17 protein-coding genes are annotated in these 17,676 nt (G+C 69.5%); 4 read left to right on the top strand and 13 right to left on the bottom strand.

What is annotated here, in order from left to right; translation table 11 throughout:
* Positions 1-149: 149 nt before the first annotated feature.
* Together ACH4YL_RS29300 and ACH4YL_RS29295 are read right to left on the bottom strand one after the other, a co-directional pair.
* Positions 150-530 (bottom strand): ATP-binding protein, encoded by a 381-nt coding sequence (locus ACH4YL_RS29300; protein ID WP_398510443.1) that lies wholly within the window; start codon positions 528-530, stop codon positions 150-152.
* A 124-nt stretch (positions 531-654) separates the two neighbouring features.
* Complete coding sequence (locus ACH4YL_RS29295) at positions 655-1,809, bottom strand: adenosine deaminase (RefSeq protein ID WP_398510442.1); 1,155 nt, start codon at positions 1,807-1,809, stop codon at positions 655-657.
* Positions 1,810-2,098: 289 nt separating this feature from the next.
* On the opposite strand from ACH4YL_RS29295, the gene ACH4YL_RS29290 reads away from it, so the two are divergent.
* Positions 2,099-2,779, top strand: a complete 681-nt coding sequence (locus ACH4YL_RS29290; protein ID WP_398510456.1) for an alpha/beta hydrolase — start codon at positions 2,099-2,101, stop codon at positions 2,777-2,779.
* A gap of 34 nt (positions 2,780-2,813) precedes the next feature.
* Here ACH4YL_RS29290 and ACH4YL_RS29285 read toward each other — a convergent pair whose 3' ends face one another.
* Together ACH4YL_RS29285 and ACH4YL_RS29280 are read right to left on the bottom strand one after the other, a co-directional pair.
* Complete coding sequence (locus ACH4YL_RS29285; protein WP_398510441.1) at positions 2,814-3,380, bottom strand: hypothetical protein; 567 nt, start codon at positions 3,378-3,380, stop codon at positions 2,814-2,816.
* 86 nt (positions 3,381-3,466) lie between these two features.
* Positions 3,467-4,420, bottom strand: a complete 954-nt coding sequence (locus ACH4YL_RS29280; protein WP_398510440.1) for a LysR family transcriptional regulator — start codon at positions 4,418-4,420, stop codon at positions 3,467-3,469.
* A gap of 62 nt (positions 4,421-4,482) precedes the next feature.
* Here ACH4YL_RS29280 and ACH4YL_RS29275 point away from each other — a divergent pair, with 62 nt between their 5' ends.
* From ACH4YL_RS29275 to ACH4YL_RS29265, 3 genes are all read left to right on the top strand, one after another.
* Positions 4,483-5,751: an MFS transporter gene (locus ACH4YL_RS29275; protein ID WP_398510439.1), complete on the top strand. Its 1,269-nt coding sequence runs from the start codon at positions 4,483-4,485 to the stop codon at positions 5,749-5,751.
* 157 nt (positions 5,752-5,908) lie between these two features.
* Positions 5,909-6,538 carry a L,D-transpeptidase gene (locus ACH4YL_RS29270; protein WP_398510438.1) on the top strand — a complete coding sequence of 210 codons (630 nt, stop codon included), beginning with the start codon at positions 5,909-5,911 and terminating at the stop codon, positions 6,536-6,538.
* Between the two features lie 69 nt (positions 6,539-6,607).
* The gene (locus ACH4YL_RS29265; protein ID WP_398510437.1) at positions 6,608-7,594 is read left to right on the top strand and encodes a sigma-70 family RNA polymerase sigma factor; all 987 of its coding nucleotides are present in this window, start codon (positions 6,608-6,610) and stop codon (positions 7,592-7,594) included.
* Here the strand turns inward: ACH4YL_RS29265 and ACH4YL_RS29260 are convergent.
* The 9 genes from ACH4YL_RS29260 to ACH4YL_RS29220 all read right to left on the bottom strand — a co-directional run bounded on the left by ACH4YL_RS29260 (position 7,521) and on the right by ACH4YL_RS29220 (position 17,675).
* Positions 7,521-7,886: an STAS domain-containing protein gene (locus tag ACH4YL_RS29260; RefSeq protein ID WP_398510436.1), complete on the bottom strand. Its 366-nt coding sequence runs from the start codon at positions 7,884-7,886 to the stop codon at positions 7,521-7,523. The two genes, ACH4YL_RS29265 and ACH4YL_RS29260, sit on opposite strands and share 74 nt — an antisense overlap.
* A 73-nt stretch (positions 7,887-7,959) precedes the next feature.
* Positions 7,960-9,237 (bottom strand): thymidine phosphorylase, encoded by a 1,278-nt coding sequence (locus ACH4YL_RS29255; RefSeq protein WP_398510435.1) that lies wholly within the window; start codon positions 9,235-9,237, stop codon positions 7,960-7,962.
* 94 nt (positions 9,238-9,331) lie between these two features.
* Complete coding sequence (locus ACH4YL_RS29250; protein WP_398510434.1) at positions 9,332-9,727, bottom strand: cytidine deaminase; 396 nt, start codon at positions 9,725-9,727, stop codon at positions 9,332-9,334.
* A complete protein-coding gene (locus ACH4YL_RS29245) occupies positions 9,724-10,995 on the bottom strand; it encodes an ABC transporter permease (protein ID WP_398510433.1) in 1,272 nt (423 codons plus the stop codon). Before ACH4YL_RS29245 ends, ACH4YL_RS29250 begins: the two co-directional genes overlap by 4 nt.
* Positions 10,992-12,104 (bottom strand): ABC transporter permease, encoded by a 1,113-nt coding sequence (locus ACH4YL_RS29240; RefSeq protein ID WP_398510432.1) that lies wholly within the window; start codon positions 12,102-12,104, stop codon positions 10,992-10,994. The genes ACH4YL_RS29245 and ACH4YL_RS29240 overlap by 4 nt, the downstream gene beginning before the upstream one ends.
* The gene (locus ACH4YL_RS29235; protein WP_398510455.1) at positions 12,101-13,639 is read right to left on the bottom strand and encodes an ABC transporter ATP-binding protein; all 1,539 of its coding nucleotides are present in this window, start codon (positions 13,637-13,639) and stop codon (positions 12,101-12,103) included. The genes ACH4YL_RS29240 and ACH4YL_RS29235 overlap by 4 nt, the downstream gene beginning before the upstream one ends.
* A 233-nt stretch (positions 13,640-13,872) precedes the next feature.
* Positions 13,873-14,919 carry a BMP family protein gene (locus tag ACH4YL_RS29230; protein WP_398510431.1) on the bottom strand — a complete coding sequence of 349 codons (1,047 nt, stop codon included), beginning with the start codon at positions 14,917-14,919 and terminating at the stop codon, positions 13,873-13,875.
* 280 nt (positions 14,920-15,199) lie between these two features.
* Complete coding sequence (locus tag ACH4YL_RS29225) at positions 15,200-16,417, bottom strand: amidohydrolase (RefSeq protein WP_398510454.1); 1,218 nt, start codon at positions 16,415-16,417, stop codon at positions 15,200-15,202.
* 181 nt (positions 16,418-16,598) lie between these two features.
* A complete protein-coding gene (locus ACH4YL_RS29220; protein ID WP_398510430.1) occupies positions 16,599-17,675 on the bottom strand; it encodes a hypothetical protein in 1,077 nt (358 codons plus the stop codon).
* Between the last annotated feature and the right edge of the window lies 1 nt (position 17,676).

Genomic DNA, 17,676 nt, shown 5'->3' with positions numbered 1-17,676 from the left:
GTTGATTGGGGCGTGGGCGCGGTGGGGGGCGGGGGGGGGGCGGGCGGCCCGCCCCCCCCCCCCCCCCACCCCCCCGGGCCCCCCCCCCCCCCCCCCGGGCCCCCCCCCCCCACTTCTTTGCCGTACTGAGTACGACCTCAGGACGATCGTCAGCCGATGATCGGCAGACCGCCGCCGACAGGCAGCGCTCCGGCGACCGGCAGGCCGCCGAGGAGGCCGGCGGGAGCGGCGGCGGGTGCGGCGGCGCCGCCGGCGGGCAGCACCTTGTTGGCGGCGCCCTGGAGGGCGCCCGGCAGGGTGCCCGCGGCGTTCGTCAGAGCGTTCTGACCGCCGGCCAGGGACTCCGGTGCGCCCGCCGGAAGCTTGGTCAGTGCGTCCTGCACCGGCAGATCCTGCACCGGCAGCGTGCTGGCGACGGTGTCGAGCGAGGGGAGCGCCGCGGGCGCGGCGGTGGCGGTGCCGGCGGCGGCAGCGGCGAAGGCGGCGCCGAGAGCGGCGACACCGAGAGTCTTGGCAGCAGACTGCTTCATCAGTGATGAGTCCTTGGGACGGGAATATGAGCGGCTCTGCAAGCTAGCCACCGTGCCACAAGGGTGGCAAACACCACGAAGCGGCCGGGTGTTGACGTTCCCGGCCGCTTTCCGATGCCTGCGATCAGCCCTCGGTGGGGGAAGAATCGCTGGTCGTGGCGGTCTGCCTGAACAGCCATTCGGATTTCAGCTCGGCATAACCCGGCTTGATCACGTCATTGATCATCGCCAGTCGTTCATCGAAAGGAATGAACGCGGATTTCATCGCATTGACGGTGAACCACTGCATGTCGTCGAGCGTGTAGCCGAAGGTGTCGGTCAGCAGCTCGAATTCGCGCGACATGCTGGTGCCGCTCATCAGCCGGTTGTCCGTGTTGACCGTGGCCCTGAAGTGCAGCCGGCGCAGCAGTCCGATGGGATGCTCGGCGTACGAGACGGCCGCACCGGTCTGCAGATTGGACGTCGGGCAGAGCTCCAGCGGAATGCGCTTGTCCCGTACGTACGAGGCAAGCCGGCCGAGCTTCACGCTGCCGTCCTCCGCCACCTCGATGTCGTCGATGATGCGCACGCCGTGGCCGAGCCGGTCGGCGCCGCACCACTGGAGGGCCTGCCAGATCGACGGCAGGCCGAAGGCCTCGCCGGCGTGGATGGTGAAGTGGTTGTTCTCGCGCTTGAGATATTCGAAGGCGTCGAGGTGACGGGTGGGCGGGAAGCCCGCCTCGGCGCCCGCGATGTCGAAGCCGACGACGCCGAGATCCCGGTAACGGTTGGCCAGCTCGGCGATCTCGAGCGCGCGGGCCGCGTGCCGCATCGCGGTGAGCAGCGCGCCGACGCGGATGCGGTGGCCGCTCTCGCGGGCACGCCGCTCGCCTTCTCGGAAGCCCTCGTTGACGGCCTCGACGACCTCTTCCAGCGAGAGTCCGGCTTCCAGGTGCTGCTCGGGGGCGTACCGCACCTCGGCATAGACCACGCCGTCCTCGGCGAGGTCCTCGGCGCACTCGGCGGCGACGCGGAACAGGGCGTCCCGGGTCTGCATGACGGCGCAGGTGTGCGCGAACGTCTCGAGATAGCGCTCCAGCGAGCCGGAGTCGGCGGCCTCGTGGAACCAGATGCCGAGCTTGTCGGGCTCGTTCTCGGGAAGGGATGAGTAGCCCGTCTGCTGGGCGAGTTCGATGATCGTGCCCGGACGCAGCCCGCCGTCGAGGTGGTCGTGCAGGAGCACCTTCGGAGCGCGGCGGATCTGGTCCGCGGTTGGCGTGTTGAGGGTCTGGCTCGTCATCTCCGCACTCTAGCCCCTACGCGCGTAGAGCGCGCTGCGTCGATACGTAACAGTGACCGGGCGTACGGGTGGAGTACACCCGTACTTCTGAGACTGTTCTGTCATGGCACACCACGCACTGCCCCTGTGGTGGGGGCGGCCGGCCGACAAGGCCGGGAGGGCGGACACCCGTCGTGAAGCGACGACCGTGGCAAGGGGAGCGCGAGGCAGCCGTAACCCTCCGCAGGCCCGGCTCGGCAGGCCGGCCGGCGGTCGAGGTGCGCCCGGAGTCGACTCCGCGGCGGGCGCGGTGGTGCTGCTGCTGCCGGACGGCGAGCCGGAGTCGGCACGCAGACCCTCACCGCTGGCCTACGCCATGGCCATGCCGCTGGGCCGGGCGCTGGCACGCGCGGGCCGGGACGACGGTCTGGTGGTGCACCCCGTCCACTACCGCTCTCGCGGCTGGAACGGGCCCGACGCGCAGCTCGCGGCGGACGCGACCTGGGCGGCGGACGAGGTGGTGCGACGGTACGGCGATGTGCCGGTGTGCCTCGTCGGCCACGGCCTCGGCGGCCGCGCGGCCCTCCACGCCGCGGGCCACCCGGCGGTCAACTCGGCGCTGGCGATGGCCCCTTGGCTGCCGGAGGACGACATGGCGGCCACTCCGGAACCGGTGCGGCAGCTGGCGGGCCGCCGGGTGCTGATCGTGCACGGCACGGACGACGAGCGTACGGATCCGGAGCTGTCGTACCGGCTGGCGGCGCGGGCGAAGAGGTCGCACCACGACATCTGCCGCTTCGAGGTCCACACGGACGGGAACGCGCTGCGGCAGCACCACAGTGAAGTCCTGGCCCTGGCGGCCGACTTCGTCCTCGGCGCGCTCTTCACCCGCCCGTTCGCCCGCCCGGTCGCCGACGCGTTGGCGGCGCCGCCGCCACTGGGTCTGCGCATGCCTTTGGCGGCGGGCTTCGGAAAGTCCTTGCGGCCTTGAGCTTCGGCAGGCCCTTGCGGCCTTGACCCTCAGGTCACTGATCGCCGGTCTTGTAGGCCGGGTCCACGTAGCACGGCGAGTCGAGGGCGACGAGCAGACCGTCGCGGCCTTGCTTCTCCCACTTGGAGGCGTCCGGCCCGGTCGGGACGAAATCCTCCTCGATCGTCACCGTGTGGTGCAGCTTCGTTTCCTCGACGTCGAGTTGCATCTGCCGATTCTTCGACTTCGCCTGCTCGAAGCGGTACACCTTCCATCCCCGCTTCGGAAGCTCCTCCTTGAGCCGCTGGAGCGCTGCGCTCAACTCCGGCTTGGAAGGGCCCTGGATCTTCCAGAAGTGCTTGATCCGGTAGCCGTGCTCCACTTCCTCGCAGGGGGTGGCGTGCGGGGCCCCGTTCGTCGCCGTGGCCTTCAGCCCGGTTGCGTCGAGAATGATGCTCGACCGGCTGCGCACCAAGGCCTTCGCGTCGGCGACCGCCTTCTTCTCGGGCTCGTAGTCGAGTCCGTCGCTTTCCATCGCTGTGCATCCTGTTGTGACGAGGAGCGCGGCCGCGGCGAACAGTGCCGGCCGGGTCGCGCTGACGAGGTGCTTGCTGGTCGGCATGAGGCACCTGACCATACTTGTATTCAACTCCGTTCGACACGGAACACGTTGGGCTCACCCGATGGCCCAGGGTCGTCAAAGGTGGCTCAGTCCGGGAGCAGCGCGCCCCTGCGCGACAGCAGGAAGCGCTTGAACGCGGCCACCGGGACCGTGTCCGGGTGGCCGTCCAGCCAGGCCACGCCGATCTCGCGGACCGCGCGCGGCGCGGTGACCGTCAGTTCCACGACACCCGGCCGCGGCACCGCCGGCGGTGGCAGCAGCGCCACCCCGAGACCCGCCGCCACCAGCCCTCGCAGCGTCTCCGTCTCCTCCCCCTCGAACGCGATCCGCGGGGTGAACCCGGCCAGCGAGCACAGGTCGTCGGTGATCCGCCGCAGCCCGTAGCCCGGCTCCAGCGTCACAAAGGTCTCGTCGGCGGCCTCGGCGAGGCGGATCCGTTTGCGGCCCGCCAGCCGGTGGTCGTCCGGTACCACCAGCCGCAGCCGCTGTTCGTCCAGCCGCCGGGCCACCAGGTCCGGCGCGTCCGGGACCGGTGAGGTCAGGCACAGGTCGAGCTCCCCGGCCCGCAGGCGCTCGATCATGGCCTCGCCGTAGTTCTGCACCAGCGTGAAGCGGATCCGCGGATGGTCGACGCGGAAGGCGCGGATGAGTTCGGGCACGGTCTCCGAGCCCATGGTGTGCAGAAATCCGAAGGCGACCTTGCCCGCCGTCGGATCCGCGTCCGCACGCACCGAATCCGCCGCCTTCTCCACCTCCGCGAGCGCGCGCTCGACCGAGGCGAGGAAGGTCCGGCCCGCCGGAGTGAGCGAGACCGTACGGCCCTTGCGGGCGAACAGCGCGACCCCGAGGTCCTCCTCGAGCCGCACCATCGCCCGCGAGAGCGTCGACTGCGGCACGCCCGTCTCCTGCGCGGCGCGCGTCACATGCTCGTGCCGGGCGACGCCGGCGAAGTACGCGAGGCGCGGAGCGAGCAGCAGTGCGATGTCTTCTTCGTAACTGCCCTGTGACAGCCGAGGCCCTGAGCTGTGTTGATGCACCATGGGAACGATTATCGCCATTCCATGCATTGGACGCATGAGGAATGCCGTCCTACGTTCGATGCATGTCACCTGCCAGTACCAAGGCGTCCACAACCTCTGTGGGCGCCCCGTCCGACGACCGCCTGACCCCCTCCACACCCGGCTACCGCCGGATGAGCTTCGCGCTCTTCGCCGCCGGAGTGGCCACCTTCGCCCTTCTCTACTCCACGCAGGCGCTGCTGCCCGCCGTCTCCGCCGACTTCGGCGTGAGCGCGAGCGCCGCCAGCTGGACGGTCTCCGCGGCGACGGGCGCGCTGGCCCTGTGCGTACTGCCGCTGAGCGCGCTCTCCGAGCGCTTCGGCCGGAGCAGGCTGATCACCGTGTCCCTTGCGGTCGCGGTCGTCGTCGGACTGCTGGTGCCGTTCGCGCCGAGCCTGGAGTGGCTGGTGGCGCTGCGCATGGTGCAGGGTGCGGCGCTGGCCGGGGTGCCGGCGTCGGCGATGGCGTATCTCGCCGAGGAGGTGCGGCCGAAGGCGCTGGTGGCCGCGATCGGCCTGTTCGTCGCAGGCAACAGCATCGGCGGCATGAGCGGCCGGATCGTCGCGGGCTGGGTGGCCCAGCTGTGGGGCTGGCGCGCGGCGCTCGCCGCGATCGGCCTGCTGGCGGTGGTGTGCGCGCTGGTCTTCCGGGCGCTGCTGCCCAAGGCCCGCCATTTCACGCCCGGTTCGCTGAACCCGAAGGCGCTGGCGCAGTCCGTGCGCGGCCATCTCTCCGATCCGCTGCTGCTGCGGCTGTACGGGATCGGCGCGCTGTTCATGACGGTGTTCGGCGCGGTCTACACGGTGATCGGATACCGCCTGGTCGAGGCCCCGTTCAGCCTTCCGCAGGGCGTCATCGGCTCGATCTTCCTGGTCTATCTGGTGGGCACGGTCTCGTCGGCGGCGGCCGGCAAGCTGGTGGGCCGTCTCGGCCGCCGCGGTGCGCTGTATCTCGCGGTCACCACGACCACCGCGGGCCTGCTGCTCTCGCTGGCCGACTCGCTGCCCGCCGTACTCGTCGGCCTGGTGCTGATCACCGCGGGCTTCTTCGCGGGCCATGCGGTCGCCTCGTCCTCGGTGAGCCGTACGGCCAAGACGGGCCGGGCCCAGGCGTCCGCGCTCTACCAGTCGGCGTACTACCTCGGCAGCAGCGCGGGCGGCACGCTCGGCGCGATCGCCTTCCACTCCGGCGGCTGGGCGGGCACGGTGCTGCTGGGTCTGCTCGCGGTGCTCGGCGTCGTGTCGATCACGCTGTACGGGACCCGGGTGGCCCGCGCCGAGCACCGGATGCTGCTCGCCACGGCCCGGCGCTGAAATAACACAGAATCGGGTTGCTAATCCGTACAACTCCAACTCCCCGACGTGCGTCAAACCCGCAGACGGCGAAGGAAAGTTGGTGGCTGTGAAACACATAAACGGGAGACGCGCGGGGACAGTCCTGGGGCTTACGGGCCTCATAGTCCCGCTGACCATGGCAATCGGCGGCGGAACCGCGCAGGCGGCGTCGTGCACGACGTCGACGGGGCCGTACCAGAAGCAGGTCGAGAAATTCCTGGGGCTCAAGGTCGACGGCAGGCAGTCGGCGTCCGACTGCCTGAAGATCCGGCAGTTCCAGGGCTGGCACGGGATCACACCGACGATCGGCTACGCGGGACCGATCACCTGGCGCACCATGAGCACGATCCTGGCGCAGCGTGCGGCCGGCAAGAACCCGAACGCGGCAGGCAAGTGCCCGACGAACAAGGGCCGTATCGCCTGTGTCGACCTGACCCGGCAGCTGAGCTGGATCCAGGACGGCAAGAATCTGAAGTACGGCCCGGTCCCGGTGCGCACCGGGAAGAACGGCACCGAGACCCGCACCGGCTCCAAGAAGATCTACTGGCGCAGCATCAACCACTGGTCGACGCTCTACAAGGTGCGGATGCCGTACTCGCAGTTCTTCGACGGCGGCCAGGCCTTCCACTCGGTCACGAAGTCGGTCTACAACCCGCCCGGCTCCGGCGGCTGCGTCAATATGCGGCCCACGGACGCGAAGGCATACTGGAATCTGCTGAAGAACGGCGACGACGTGTACGTCTACGGGCGCAAGCCCGGAACCTGACCCCCGATTGTCAGTCCCCTCCTGTAGCTTCCGAAGGGCTGGTGCCAAGGGGCGACAGGGGTGGACCCGATGACTGATGTGGCAACGACGAAGGACCTCGAATCCAGACTGGAGCAGTACCGCCGGGAGCTCACCGGTTACTGCTACCGCATGCTCGGCTCCGCCTTCGAGGCGGAAGACGCCGTGCAGGACACCATGGTGCGGGCCTGGCGGAATTTCGAGAAGTTCGAAGGCCGGTCGTCGCTGCGGTCCTGGCTCTACCGCATCGCGACCAACGTCTGTCTCGACATGCTGAACGCGGGAAACCGCCGGGCCCGCCCGATGGACCTCACCTCCGCCACGCCCGTCGCCCAGGCCCAGCTCACCAGCCGTCCCGAGATCACCTGGCTGGAGCCGGTGCCCGACGGACGTGTGCTGCCGTCGGTCGCGGACCCGGCGGAGACGGCGGTGGAGCGCGAGACCATCCGGCTGGCGTTCGTCGCCGCACTGCAGCACCTGCCGCCCAAGCAGCGTGCGGTGCTGATCCTGCGCGAGGTGCTGGCCTGGAAGGCGAGCGAGGTGTCCGAGCTGCTGGACACATCGGTCGCCTCCGTCAACAGCGCGCTCCAGCGGGCGCGGGCGACGCTCGCCGAGTCGGAGCCCGCGTCGACGGACGCGGCCGACCCGCTCGACGACGAGCAGCAGAAGCTGCTCGACCGCTATGTGGCGGCCTTCGAGGGCTACGACATGCAGGCGCTGACGGCCCTGCTGCACGAAGACGCCACGCTCTCCATGCCGCCCTATGACCTGTGGCTCCAGGGCCACGACAACATCGTGGGCTGGATGCTGGGCGTCGGCTCGGTCTGCCGCGGCTCGCGGCTGGTCCCGACCGTGGCCAACGGCACTCCGGCGTTCGCGCACTACCACCCGGCGGAGGACGGCGACGGCTTCACTCCGTGGGCGCTGATGGTCATCGAGATCGTGGACGGCCGGATCACGGGCATCAATTCGTTCCTGGATACGGAGCGCTGGTTCCCGCTGTTCGATCTGCCGACGCGCCTGGAGAAGGACGCGTAAAAGGCTGGGTGACCTCGGCCAGGCCCACCAGCTCCAGCAGGGCCCGCAGCTCGGCGTCCGCGCCGCGGAGGCTGATGCGGCAGCCGAGGCGGCGGGCGGTGAGCTGGAGGCGGGCCAGCGCGTCGACCGCCGCCAGATCCGGCCGGCTCAGCCCGCCCACATCACAGATCACCTCGGTGCCGTCCTCGCCGGCGCCGATGAGCCGCGCGCTCAACTCCTCGCACAGGCGCGGCACATCGGCCGGCGTCACTCTCCCGGCGATGCGCATGACCATGGGCTGCGTGGCGTCCACACCTAAGAGACTGCGCTCGCGCCCGGAACTCATCGGCCAAGGCCTGATCCAAGAGACAGGCCCTGGGCCGCCGTCAGGCGATGCGGTCCAGCACGATCGGGTCCGCGGTGAACTTCGTGCCCTCGGGAGCGATGTCGTACGCCGAGGTCAGCGACTTGAGCGCGTACGAGAACTTCTCCGGTGTGTCCGTGTGCAGGGTCAGCAGCGGCTGGCCCGCGGTCACCTGCTCGCCCGGCTTGGCGTGCAGTTCGACACCCGCGCCCTCCTGCGTCGGGTCCTCCTTGCGCGCGCGGCCCGCGCCCAGGCGCCAGGCGGCGATGCCGACGTCGTACGCGTCGAGGCGGGTGAGTACACCGGAGGACGGCGCGGTCACGACGTGCTGCTCACGGGCGACCGGGAGCGTGGCGTCGGGGTCACCGCCCTGGGCCGCGATCATGCGGCGCCAGACGTCCATCGCTGAGCCGTCGGCCAGGGCCTTGGCGGGGTCCGCGTCCTTGATACCGGCCGCGTCCAGCATCTCCCGGGCCAGCGCCAGGGTCAGCTCGACGACATCGGCGGGGCCGCCGCCCGCCAGGACCTCGACGGACTCCCGGACCTCCAGGGCGTTGCCGGCGGTGAGGCCGAGCGGGGTGGACATGTCGGTGAGCAGCGCGACGGTCTTCACTCCGCTGTCGGTGCCCAACGCGACCATGGTGGAGGCCAGTTCGCGGGCGTCCTCGATGGTCTTCATAAAGGCGCCGGTGCCGACCTTGACGTCCAGGACGAGGGAGCCGGTGCCCTCGGCGATCTTCTTGGACATGATCGAGGAGGCGATCAGCGGGATGGCCTCGACGGTGCCGGTGACATCGCGCAGCGCGTAGAGCTTCTTGTCCGCGGGGGCCAGGCCGTTGCCCGCCGCGCAGATCACCGCGCCGGTGGTGTCGAGGACGTGCAGCATCTCCTCGTTGGAGAGCAGGGCGCGCCAGCCGGGGATGGACTCCAGCTTGTCGAGCGTGCCGCCGGTGTGGCCGAGGCCGCGGCCGGACAGCTGCGGTACGGCGGCGCCGCAGGCGGCGACCAGAGGTGCGAGCGGCAGCGTGATCTTGTCGCCGACGCCGCCGGTGGAGTGCTTGTCGACGGTGGGGCGGGAGAGCGCGTCGAAGTTCATGCGCTCACCGGAGGCGATCATCGCGGCGGTCCAGCGGGCGATCTCCGTACGGTTCATGCCGTTCAGGAGGATCGCCATCGCCAGCGCCGACATCTGCTCGTCGGCGACCTCACCGCGCGTGTAGGCGTCGATGACCCAGTCGATCTGCTCGGGGCTCAGCTCGCCCCGGTCCCGCTTGGTGCGGATGACGGAGATGACGTCCATGAAATTCCTCCCAGAGTGGCTCAGAGTCGCTCTACGCGCATAGAGAAAGCGTACGGGTACGGCCCTTCCGCCTGAACGGAAGGGCCGCGAGTTGCTATCCCAGATGCCCGGGGCCGAACGCCTGCGGGAGCATCTCGGCCATGGTCCGGACACCGTCGGGGGTGTCCAACAGCAGCTCGGAGCCGCCGAATTCGTACAGCAGCTGACGGCACCGCCCGCACGGCACCAGCAGCTCACCGCTGCCGTCCACACACGTGAAGTGGGTGAGCCGGCCGCCGCCCGTGGCCTGGAGCTGCGAGACCAGACCGCACTCCGCGCACAGGGAAAGGCCGTACGACGCGTTCTCGACATTGCAGCCGATCACCGTCCGGCCGTCGTCGACGAGCGCCGCCACGCCGACCGGGTAGCCCGAGTAGGGCGCGTACGCGTGCGCCATGGCCTCACGCGCCTGCTCCCGCAGGGCTTCCCAGTCGACGGCCGGCGTCGTCACTTCCCCTGGCCCCTCTTGTACGGCATGCCGTCGGCCTTGGGCATCCTCAGCCGTTGCGCGGAGAGCGCCAGCACCAGCAGCGTCGCGACATACGGCGCGGCGTCCACGAACTGACTCGGCAGCAGGTCGGTCAGCGAGTACCAGGTGAACAGCAGCGCGGCCACGGCGAGTGCGATCCCGGCCTGCCAGTGCTTCTTCTTGTAGAGCTGCCAGGCGAAGACGAGCACCAGCAGAAGCGCCAGCAGAAGCAGCATCGCGTGCACGTTCTCGGCGCCGCCGCGCAGCTTGAGGCCGTCGGTGAAGCCGAAGAGCCCGGCGCCCAGCGCCGTGCCGCCCGGCATCCAGTTGCCGAAGATCATGGCCGCGAGACCGATGTAGCCGCGGCCGCCGGTCTGGCCCTCCTGGTAGATGCCGGTGGCGACGATCGCGAGGAACGCGCCGCCCAGGCCCGCCAGTCCGCCGGAGACGGTGACGGCGATGTACTTGTACTTGTAGACGTTGACGCCCAGGGACTCGGCGGCGACCGGGTTCTCACCGCAGGACCGCAGCCGCAGGCCGAAGGACGTACGCCACAGGACCCACCAGGTGCCCGGGATCAGCAGCAGCGCCAGCACGGTCAGCAGCGACAGGTTGGTCATCAGACCGCCGAGCACACCTGCCAGGTCGGAGATGAAGAACCAGTGCCGGGCCTGTAGATCGCCCAGCCAGTCCGAGAGTCCCGGGATGGTGATGTCGGTGATCTGGTCGATGCGCGGGGACTGCTTCGACGAGCCGCCCTCCGCCTCCGCGAAGGTGAAGTTCGACAGATAGCGGGTCACGCCGACGGCCAGGATGTTGACCGCCACACCGGAGACGATGTGGTTGACGTTGAAGGTGACGGTCATGATCGCGTGCAGCAGACCGCCGAGCGCGCCGCCGACGATGCCCATCAGGACACCGGTCCACGGGCCCCACTGGTAGCCCGCCCAGGCGCCGAACCAGGTGCCGAGGATCATCATGCCCTCGAGGCCGATGTTGACCACTCCGGCCCGCTCGGACCACAGGCCGCCGAGTCCGGCGAGGCCGATCGGCACGGCGAGCTGGAGTGCGCCGGAGACCTGGCCGACGGAGGTGAGGTCGTTCGCGCCGCTGATCACGCGGACCAGCGCGAACAGCGCGAGGCCGCCCGCGATGATCAGCAGGATCACCGGGAGCGACAGCTTGCGGCGTCCGCCGCCCTTCTTGGGCGCGACTGCCGCGACCGAAACGCTGCTCGTGGACTCGCTCATGCGGCTGCCCCCTCCTTCTTGGTCTTGCGAGCCTGGGCGGCAAGTTCCTCGCCGACCTTCTGTTGCTGTCGGCGGAGCCCGTACTGGCCGACCACTTGGTAGGAGACGACGACCGAGATCACGATCAGGCCCTGCATGATCGTGGCGATCTCCTTCTCGTAGCCGTGCTGGTCCAGCGAGGCCGAGGTCTTCTCGATGAAGGAGATCAGCAGCGCGGCGAAGAAGATGCCGATCGGGCCGTTGCGGCCGAGCAGCGCGATCGTGATGCCGGTGAAGCCGACGCCGACCGGGAAGCTCAGGCTGTACGTGTGGGTCTGGCCCAGCAGCAGCGGCATGGACGTCAGACCGGCGACCGCGCCGGAGATCAGCATCGCGGTGAGGACCATCTTCTTGGCGTCCACACCGCTCGCCTGGGCCGCCGACGAACTGGCGCCGGTGGCGCGCAGGTCGAAGCCGAAGCGGGTGCGGTTGAGCACGAACCAGTAGACGATGCCGAGCGCGAAGGCGACGAAGGTGAAGCCGTAGATGACTCCGCCGTCGACGTCCAGGCCCGGGAACCAGCCGGACTCGGCGATCTCGCCGGTGGTCAGTTCGTTGGAGCCGGGCGCCAGGTCACCGAGGTTCTTGTCCAGGATCAACCAGGCGATCACGCTGGTCGCGATCGCGTTGAGCATGATCGTGGAAACGACCTCGCTGACTCCGCGGGTGGTCTTCAGGATGCCCGCGATGCCGGCCCAGAACGCGCCGACGAACATCGCGACGAGCACGATCAGCAGAATGTGCAGCGGCCCGGGCAGCTCCACCGCGGCGCCGGCGGCTGCCGCGAGCATCGCCGCGAGGCGGTACTGGCCGTCCACACCGATGTTGAACAGGTTCATCCGGAAGCCGATGGCCACGGCGAGCGCGGCGAGGTAGTACGTACCGGCCTGGTTGACGATCAGCACCTGGACATCGGTGAACTGGGCGTTGTCCCACATCAGTTGGTACGGCTCGATCGGATTGCGGTCCGAGACGAGCAGCACCACCGAGGTGAGCGCGAAGGCCACGACCAGCGCGAGCACCGGGCCGGCCAGGCCCAGAACCAGCCGGTCCTTGTCGAACTTCTTCATCGGCCCTCACCGTTCTCAGGCTGCTCGGGTGCTTCCAGGTGGCCGGTGGCAGCGCCGGTCATGGCCGTGCCGAGCTCCTCCGGTGTGATCGCGGCGGGGTCGGCGTCCGCGACCAGCCGGCCCCGGTACATCACCCGCAGGGTGTCGGAGAGCCCGATGAGCTCGTCCAGGTCGGCCGAGATCAGCAGCACCGCGAGGCCCTCACGGCGCGCCTCGCGGATCTGGTCCCAGATCGCGGCCTGAGCGCCGACGTCCACGCCACGGGTGGGGTGGGCGGCGATCAGCAGCTTGGGGCTGTGGCTCATCTCGCGGCCGACGATCAGCTTCTGCTGGTTGCCGCCGGAGAGCGAGGCGGCGGTGACCTCGATGCCGGGCGTACGGACGTCGTACTCGCGCACGATCCGCTCGGTGTCCTTGCGGGCCGCCTTGAGGTCGAGCAGGCCGTTCTTGCTGTTGGGACGCTCGGTGACATGGCCGAGGATGCGGTTCTCCCAGAGCGGCGACTCCAGCAGCAGTCCGTGCCGGTGGCGGTCCTCGGGGATGTAGCCAATGCCGCCCTCGCGGCGCTTGCGGGTCGGCGCGTGCGAGATGTCGGCCGTGTCGAGCGTGATCACGCCGCCGTCCGGGTCGCGCAGGCCCATCAGCGCCTCGATGAGCTCGGTCTGGCCGTTGCCCTCGACGCCCGCGATGCCCATGACCTCACCCTTGTGGATGGTGAAGTTGATGCCGGCGAGCACCTCGCGGATCACGCCGTCCGGGTCGGTCACGGTCAGGCGCAGGTCGGAGACCTGGAGCAGCGGCACGTCCGTCACCGTCGACTCGCGGGTCTCGGGCGAGGGCAGCTCGCTGCCGACCATCAGCTCGGCGAGCTGCTTGGTCGTGGTGCTGCGCGGGTCGGCGGTGCCGACGGTGGTGCCGCGGCGGATCACCGTGATCTCGTCGGCGACCTTCAGGACCTCGCCGAGCTTGTGCGAGATGAAGATGACGGTGAGGCCCTCGGCCTTGAGGTCGCGCAGATTGGCGAAGAGCGCGTCGACCTCCTGCGGCACGAGCACGGCGGTCGGCTCGTCGAGGATCAGCGTGTGGACGCCGCGGTAGAGGACCTTGAGGATCTCCACGCGCTGGCGGTCGGCGACACCGAGGTTCTCGACCAGGGCGTCGGGGCGCACGTTCAGGCCGTACGCGTCCGAGATCTCCTGGATCTTCTTACGGGCCTTGGCGCCGATGCCGTACAGCTTCTCGCCGCCGAGAACGACGTTCTCCAGCACCGTGAGGTTGTCGGCCAGCATGAAGTGCTGGTGGACCATGCCGATGCCGCGCGCGATGGCGTCGGCCGGGCTGGAGAAGGTGACCTGGTCGCCGTCGACGGTGATGGTGCCCTCGTCCGGCTTCTGCATGCCGTAGAGGATCTTCATCAGGGTCGACTTGCCGGCACCGTTCTCACCGACGAGGGCGTGCACGGTGCCCTTGCGGATGGTGATGTCGATGTCGTGGTTGGCGACGACGCCGGGGAAGCGCTTGGTGATGCCGCGCAGTTCTACGGCGGCAGGAGGGCTGGACGCGTTGATGACGCACTCTCCTTGGCGGGAAAGAGGCAGGAGGGCAGGAAGGGCAGGCAGGGGCGGGGCGAAGTTATCGCGTCAGAGAGCGCTCTACGCGCGTAGCACTGCCGAAAGCCAAAAACCGGTGCCGAAACCCGTCCCGGGGTCCGGTCAGACGGCTGTTCGCCGTCCGGCCGGACCCCGGGACGATGGTCCCGGCTGTCCGGTTACGGAGCGGTCTTGACCTTGATGGTGCCGGCGGTGATCTCGGCCTTCGCCTTGTCGACCGCGGCGACGACCTCGGTCATCTTGGTGTACGCCGGGTTCGAGGCGGCCAGGCCCACACCGTTGTCGGCGAGACCGTAGCGGATCTCACCGGACTGCGGCTTACCGTCCTCGACCGACTTGATCAGGTTGAAGACGGCACCCGAGACATCCTTGGTCACCGAGGTGAGGATGGAGTTCTTGTAGGCCGCCAGACCCTTCTGGTTGTACTGGTCGGAGTCGACGCCGATGGCCCACTTGCCGGCCTTCGAGGTCGCCTCGATCGAGCCGGAGCCCGCGAGGCCGGCGGCGGCGTAGATCACGTCGGCGCCCGCGTCGAGCTGGCCCTGCGCGGCGGCCTTGCCCAGGTCGGGCTTGGAGAAGCCACCGAAGTCCGGCGGCTGCGTCAGGTACTGGACCTTGACGTTGACCGCGCTGTTGGTGTCCTTCACGCCCTGGACGTAACCCGCCTCGAACTTCTTGATCAGCGGGGTCTCGACGCCGCCGATGAAGCCGACGGTGTTCGTCTTGGTCACCTTGGCGGCGGCGACGCCGGCCAGGTAGGAACCCTGCTCCTCGTTGAAGACCATGTTGGCGATGTTCTTGCCGGTCTTGGAGGTGTCGTCGATGAGACCGAAGGTGGTGTCCGGGAACTTCGGCGCGACCTCGGCGATGGCCGGCGCGTAGGCGAAGCCGACGCCGATCACCGGGTTGTTGCCGGCGCGGGCCAGCTCGGTGAGGCGCTGGACCTTGTCCGGGTCGCCCTCACCCTCGGTGGGCTCGGCCTCGGTGCCGTCGACGCCGAGGTCCTTCTCGGCCTTCGCCAGGCCGGCGTAGGCGGCGTCGTTGAACGACTGGTCGCCCCGGCCGCCGATGTCGTACGCGATGGCGACCTTGCCGCCGTTGTCCGACCCGGAGTCGGAAGACGATTTGCCGCCACACGCGGTGGCGGACAGCGCGAGAGCCGCGGACGCGATGCCCACGGTGGCGATCCTGGTGATCCGGCGCACTGGGGGGCTCCTTAAAACCTGACCGAAAGCGCCACTTCCGGCGCTGGTTTCGCGGCGATCGTAACGCGCGTAGATGTCAGTTAAAGCCCTGTTCATGAGTCGTTATCGGATCGTCGCGAACAAGCCATGGGCTCCGCACGTCGTAGCGCCTCTACAACGGCAACGTACACCTCTGGAGCCGTCGTCAGGCACATATACACCGCCCGACGACGGTTTTCCCGAAAGCCATGAATGGTGCCAAATGCGGCCGGATGCCCGCCTGTGCTCCGTTGTCGGCGTGCTACGCGCGCTCGCCGTCGAGCAGCGCAGCCGCCGTGAACAGCTCGACCCCGACCTCGATCGCGAGTTCGTCGGCGTCGAAGTCCCCGCGGTGCAGATCGTGTCGGGTCGTGTCACCCGGCGTACGGACCCCAAGCCGGGCCATCGCGCCCGGCACATGCTCCAGGTACCAGGAGAAGTCCTCGCCGCCCAGGCTCTGTTCGGTGTCCTCGATCGCATACGATCCGCGGCGCACCGTCTGCGCGTCGCGCAGCAGCTCGGTCAGCACCGGGTCGTTCACGACCGGCGGGACTCCGCGGATGTAGTTGATCTGGGACTTGGCGCGGTGCAGCGTGGCGATCTCGTCGATGGCCGCGTGCACCAGGTCGGGCGCGGCACGCCAGCCCGGCAGATCCAGGCAGCGGACGGTGCCGGAGAGTTCGGCGTGCTGCGGGATGACGTTGCAGGCGTGGCCGGCCTCGATACGGCCCCAGGTGACGGCGAGACCGGAACGGGCGTCGACCCGGCGGGCGAGCAGCGCCGGGACCTCGGTGACGACCTTCGATGCGGCGGTGACCAGGTCGGTGGTCAGATGCGGCCGTGCGGTGTGGCCGCCGGGGCCGTCGAGAGTGACCTCGAGACGGTCGCAGGCGGAGGTGATGGGTCCGGGCCGCAGCCCGATGACGCCCGCGTCGACCCGGGGATCGCAGTGCACCGCGATGATCTTGCCCACGCCTTCCAGGACGCCGGACTCGATGGCGTCGGGCGCACCGCCCGGCAGCACCTCTTCGGCGGGCTGGAAGATCAGCCGCACGGGCTGCGGAAGCAGCCCCTGCCGGTCGAGCTCGGCGAGCACGATCCCGGCGCCGAGGACGGTGGTGGTGTGCACGTCGTGGCCGCAGGCGTGCGCCCGGTCGGGCACGGTGGAGCGGTACGGCACGGTCTTGGTGTCCGGGATGGGCAGCGCGTCGATGTCCGCGCGGATCGCGAGCCTGGGACGTACTCCGTCCCACGTACCGATGTCGCAGATGAGTCCGGTGCCGACGGTGAGGACGCGGGGCTCGAGGCCCGCTTCCTCCAGGCGCGCCTTGAGCGCGGCGGTCGTACGGAACTCCTGGTTGCCGAGCTCGGGGTGCATGTGCAGGTCACGGCGGAACGCAATCAGTTCGGCGCGCAGCGACTCGGAGAGCACACCCGGCAGTGCTCCCCCGGGCAGGTCGGCTTCGGATTCGCGGGACATCAGTTGGTTCACCTGTTGAAGCGTAAGCCCAGACATGGGCCAACTGGCCACTGATCAACAAAACTTCAACCCGATCGGGGATGGAAAGATGGCCGCGAGGTGCATGATTGCCCGGCCGTGTGGGTAAGCTCACTCCTCTTCTTGACCGAAGCTCAACCGGCCGGACCCGCGGGATCAGGCTTCAGGCCGGTGCGGGCAGCCTCTGCACATCGGTCGCCGTGCCCGTGACGCCTGCGAGAAAGCCCTGCGCACGGGGCGAGGCGGTGTCTCTGAGCCACTCCGGGGCGATGTCGCAGACAGCCACCCTGACGCCGGTGCCCGCGAGCGCCAGCGGCAGCGTGTGGACCACGGTGGACGGAAAACTGAGCACCGTGCGGCCGATCGGGCCACGGCGGGCGATCAGCTCCAGCGGAAGATCGGGCCGGACTATCTCCAGGCCGGTCTCCACGGCGAGCCGGTGGAGCTTGTCGCTGCTCTCCCGGCGGTGCGCGAAGTAGCGCACGGCCCCGTGGTTGCGGGCCAGCGCTGAGACCGCCTCCACATACTGGTCCGGATCGACGACCCCGGTCTCCACCAGCGAGGTGCCAACCAGGTCAGAGCCCTTGGTGATCTTCGGCGGGCCGAACCGCGAGCGGGTCCAGCCGAAGGTGTTCAGCGCGACCGTGATGCCCGGCGGCGGCTCGACCGGCATCGCGGTGAACACCTCGACCGCGCGGGTCCGCGACGGCCTCAGCCGCCGCCTGGCCAGGAATGTCACCGGCGCGAGCACCATCTCGCGCGGACCCCGCCTGCCGCGCCGGTGCCAGCGCACCAGCTTCTCGCCGCGCGCCAGTTGCGCCACGAACTCCATCGTGGCGGTGCCGTCGTCGACCACGGTCAGATCCTTGCCGCCGACCAGGGTCAGCAGCAGCTGCACGTAGCGCGAGAACGGGTCACCGATGACGATGCGATCGGCGCGATGCAGCATCGGGGCCAGCTCGCGCACCGTCTTCAGCGGCTTGCCCGCCCCGCCGCGTGCCTCCTGCCAGCGCACCGTGAAGCCCTCGTCGCGGGCCAGCTCCGCCATCCGGCGCAGCTGGCCCCGCGACATCGGGTCGGTGGGCGACAGGACGACCACGGTGAGGCCGGCCGGCGCCGCCTGCCGTACGGGCCCCGCCGGCTGCGCCGGGACTCCGGTCAGCGGCGCACCCGGCCGGGCATGGGCCCACTCCAGGACGTTCAGGAGCTGGACCGGAGACTCGACGAAGGCGAGGTCCATG

The organism is Streptomyces sp. NPDC020681 (assembly GCF_044334895.1).
Taxonomy (GTDB): domain Bacteria; phylum Actinomycetota; class Actinomycetes; order Streptomycetales; family Streptomycetaceae; genus Streptomyces.
The sequence above is the reverse complement of the archived record's forward strand: the minus strand, read 5'-3'. Positions and strand labels throughout refer to the sequence as shown.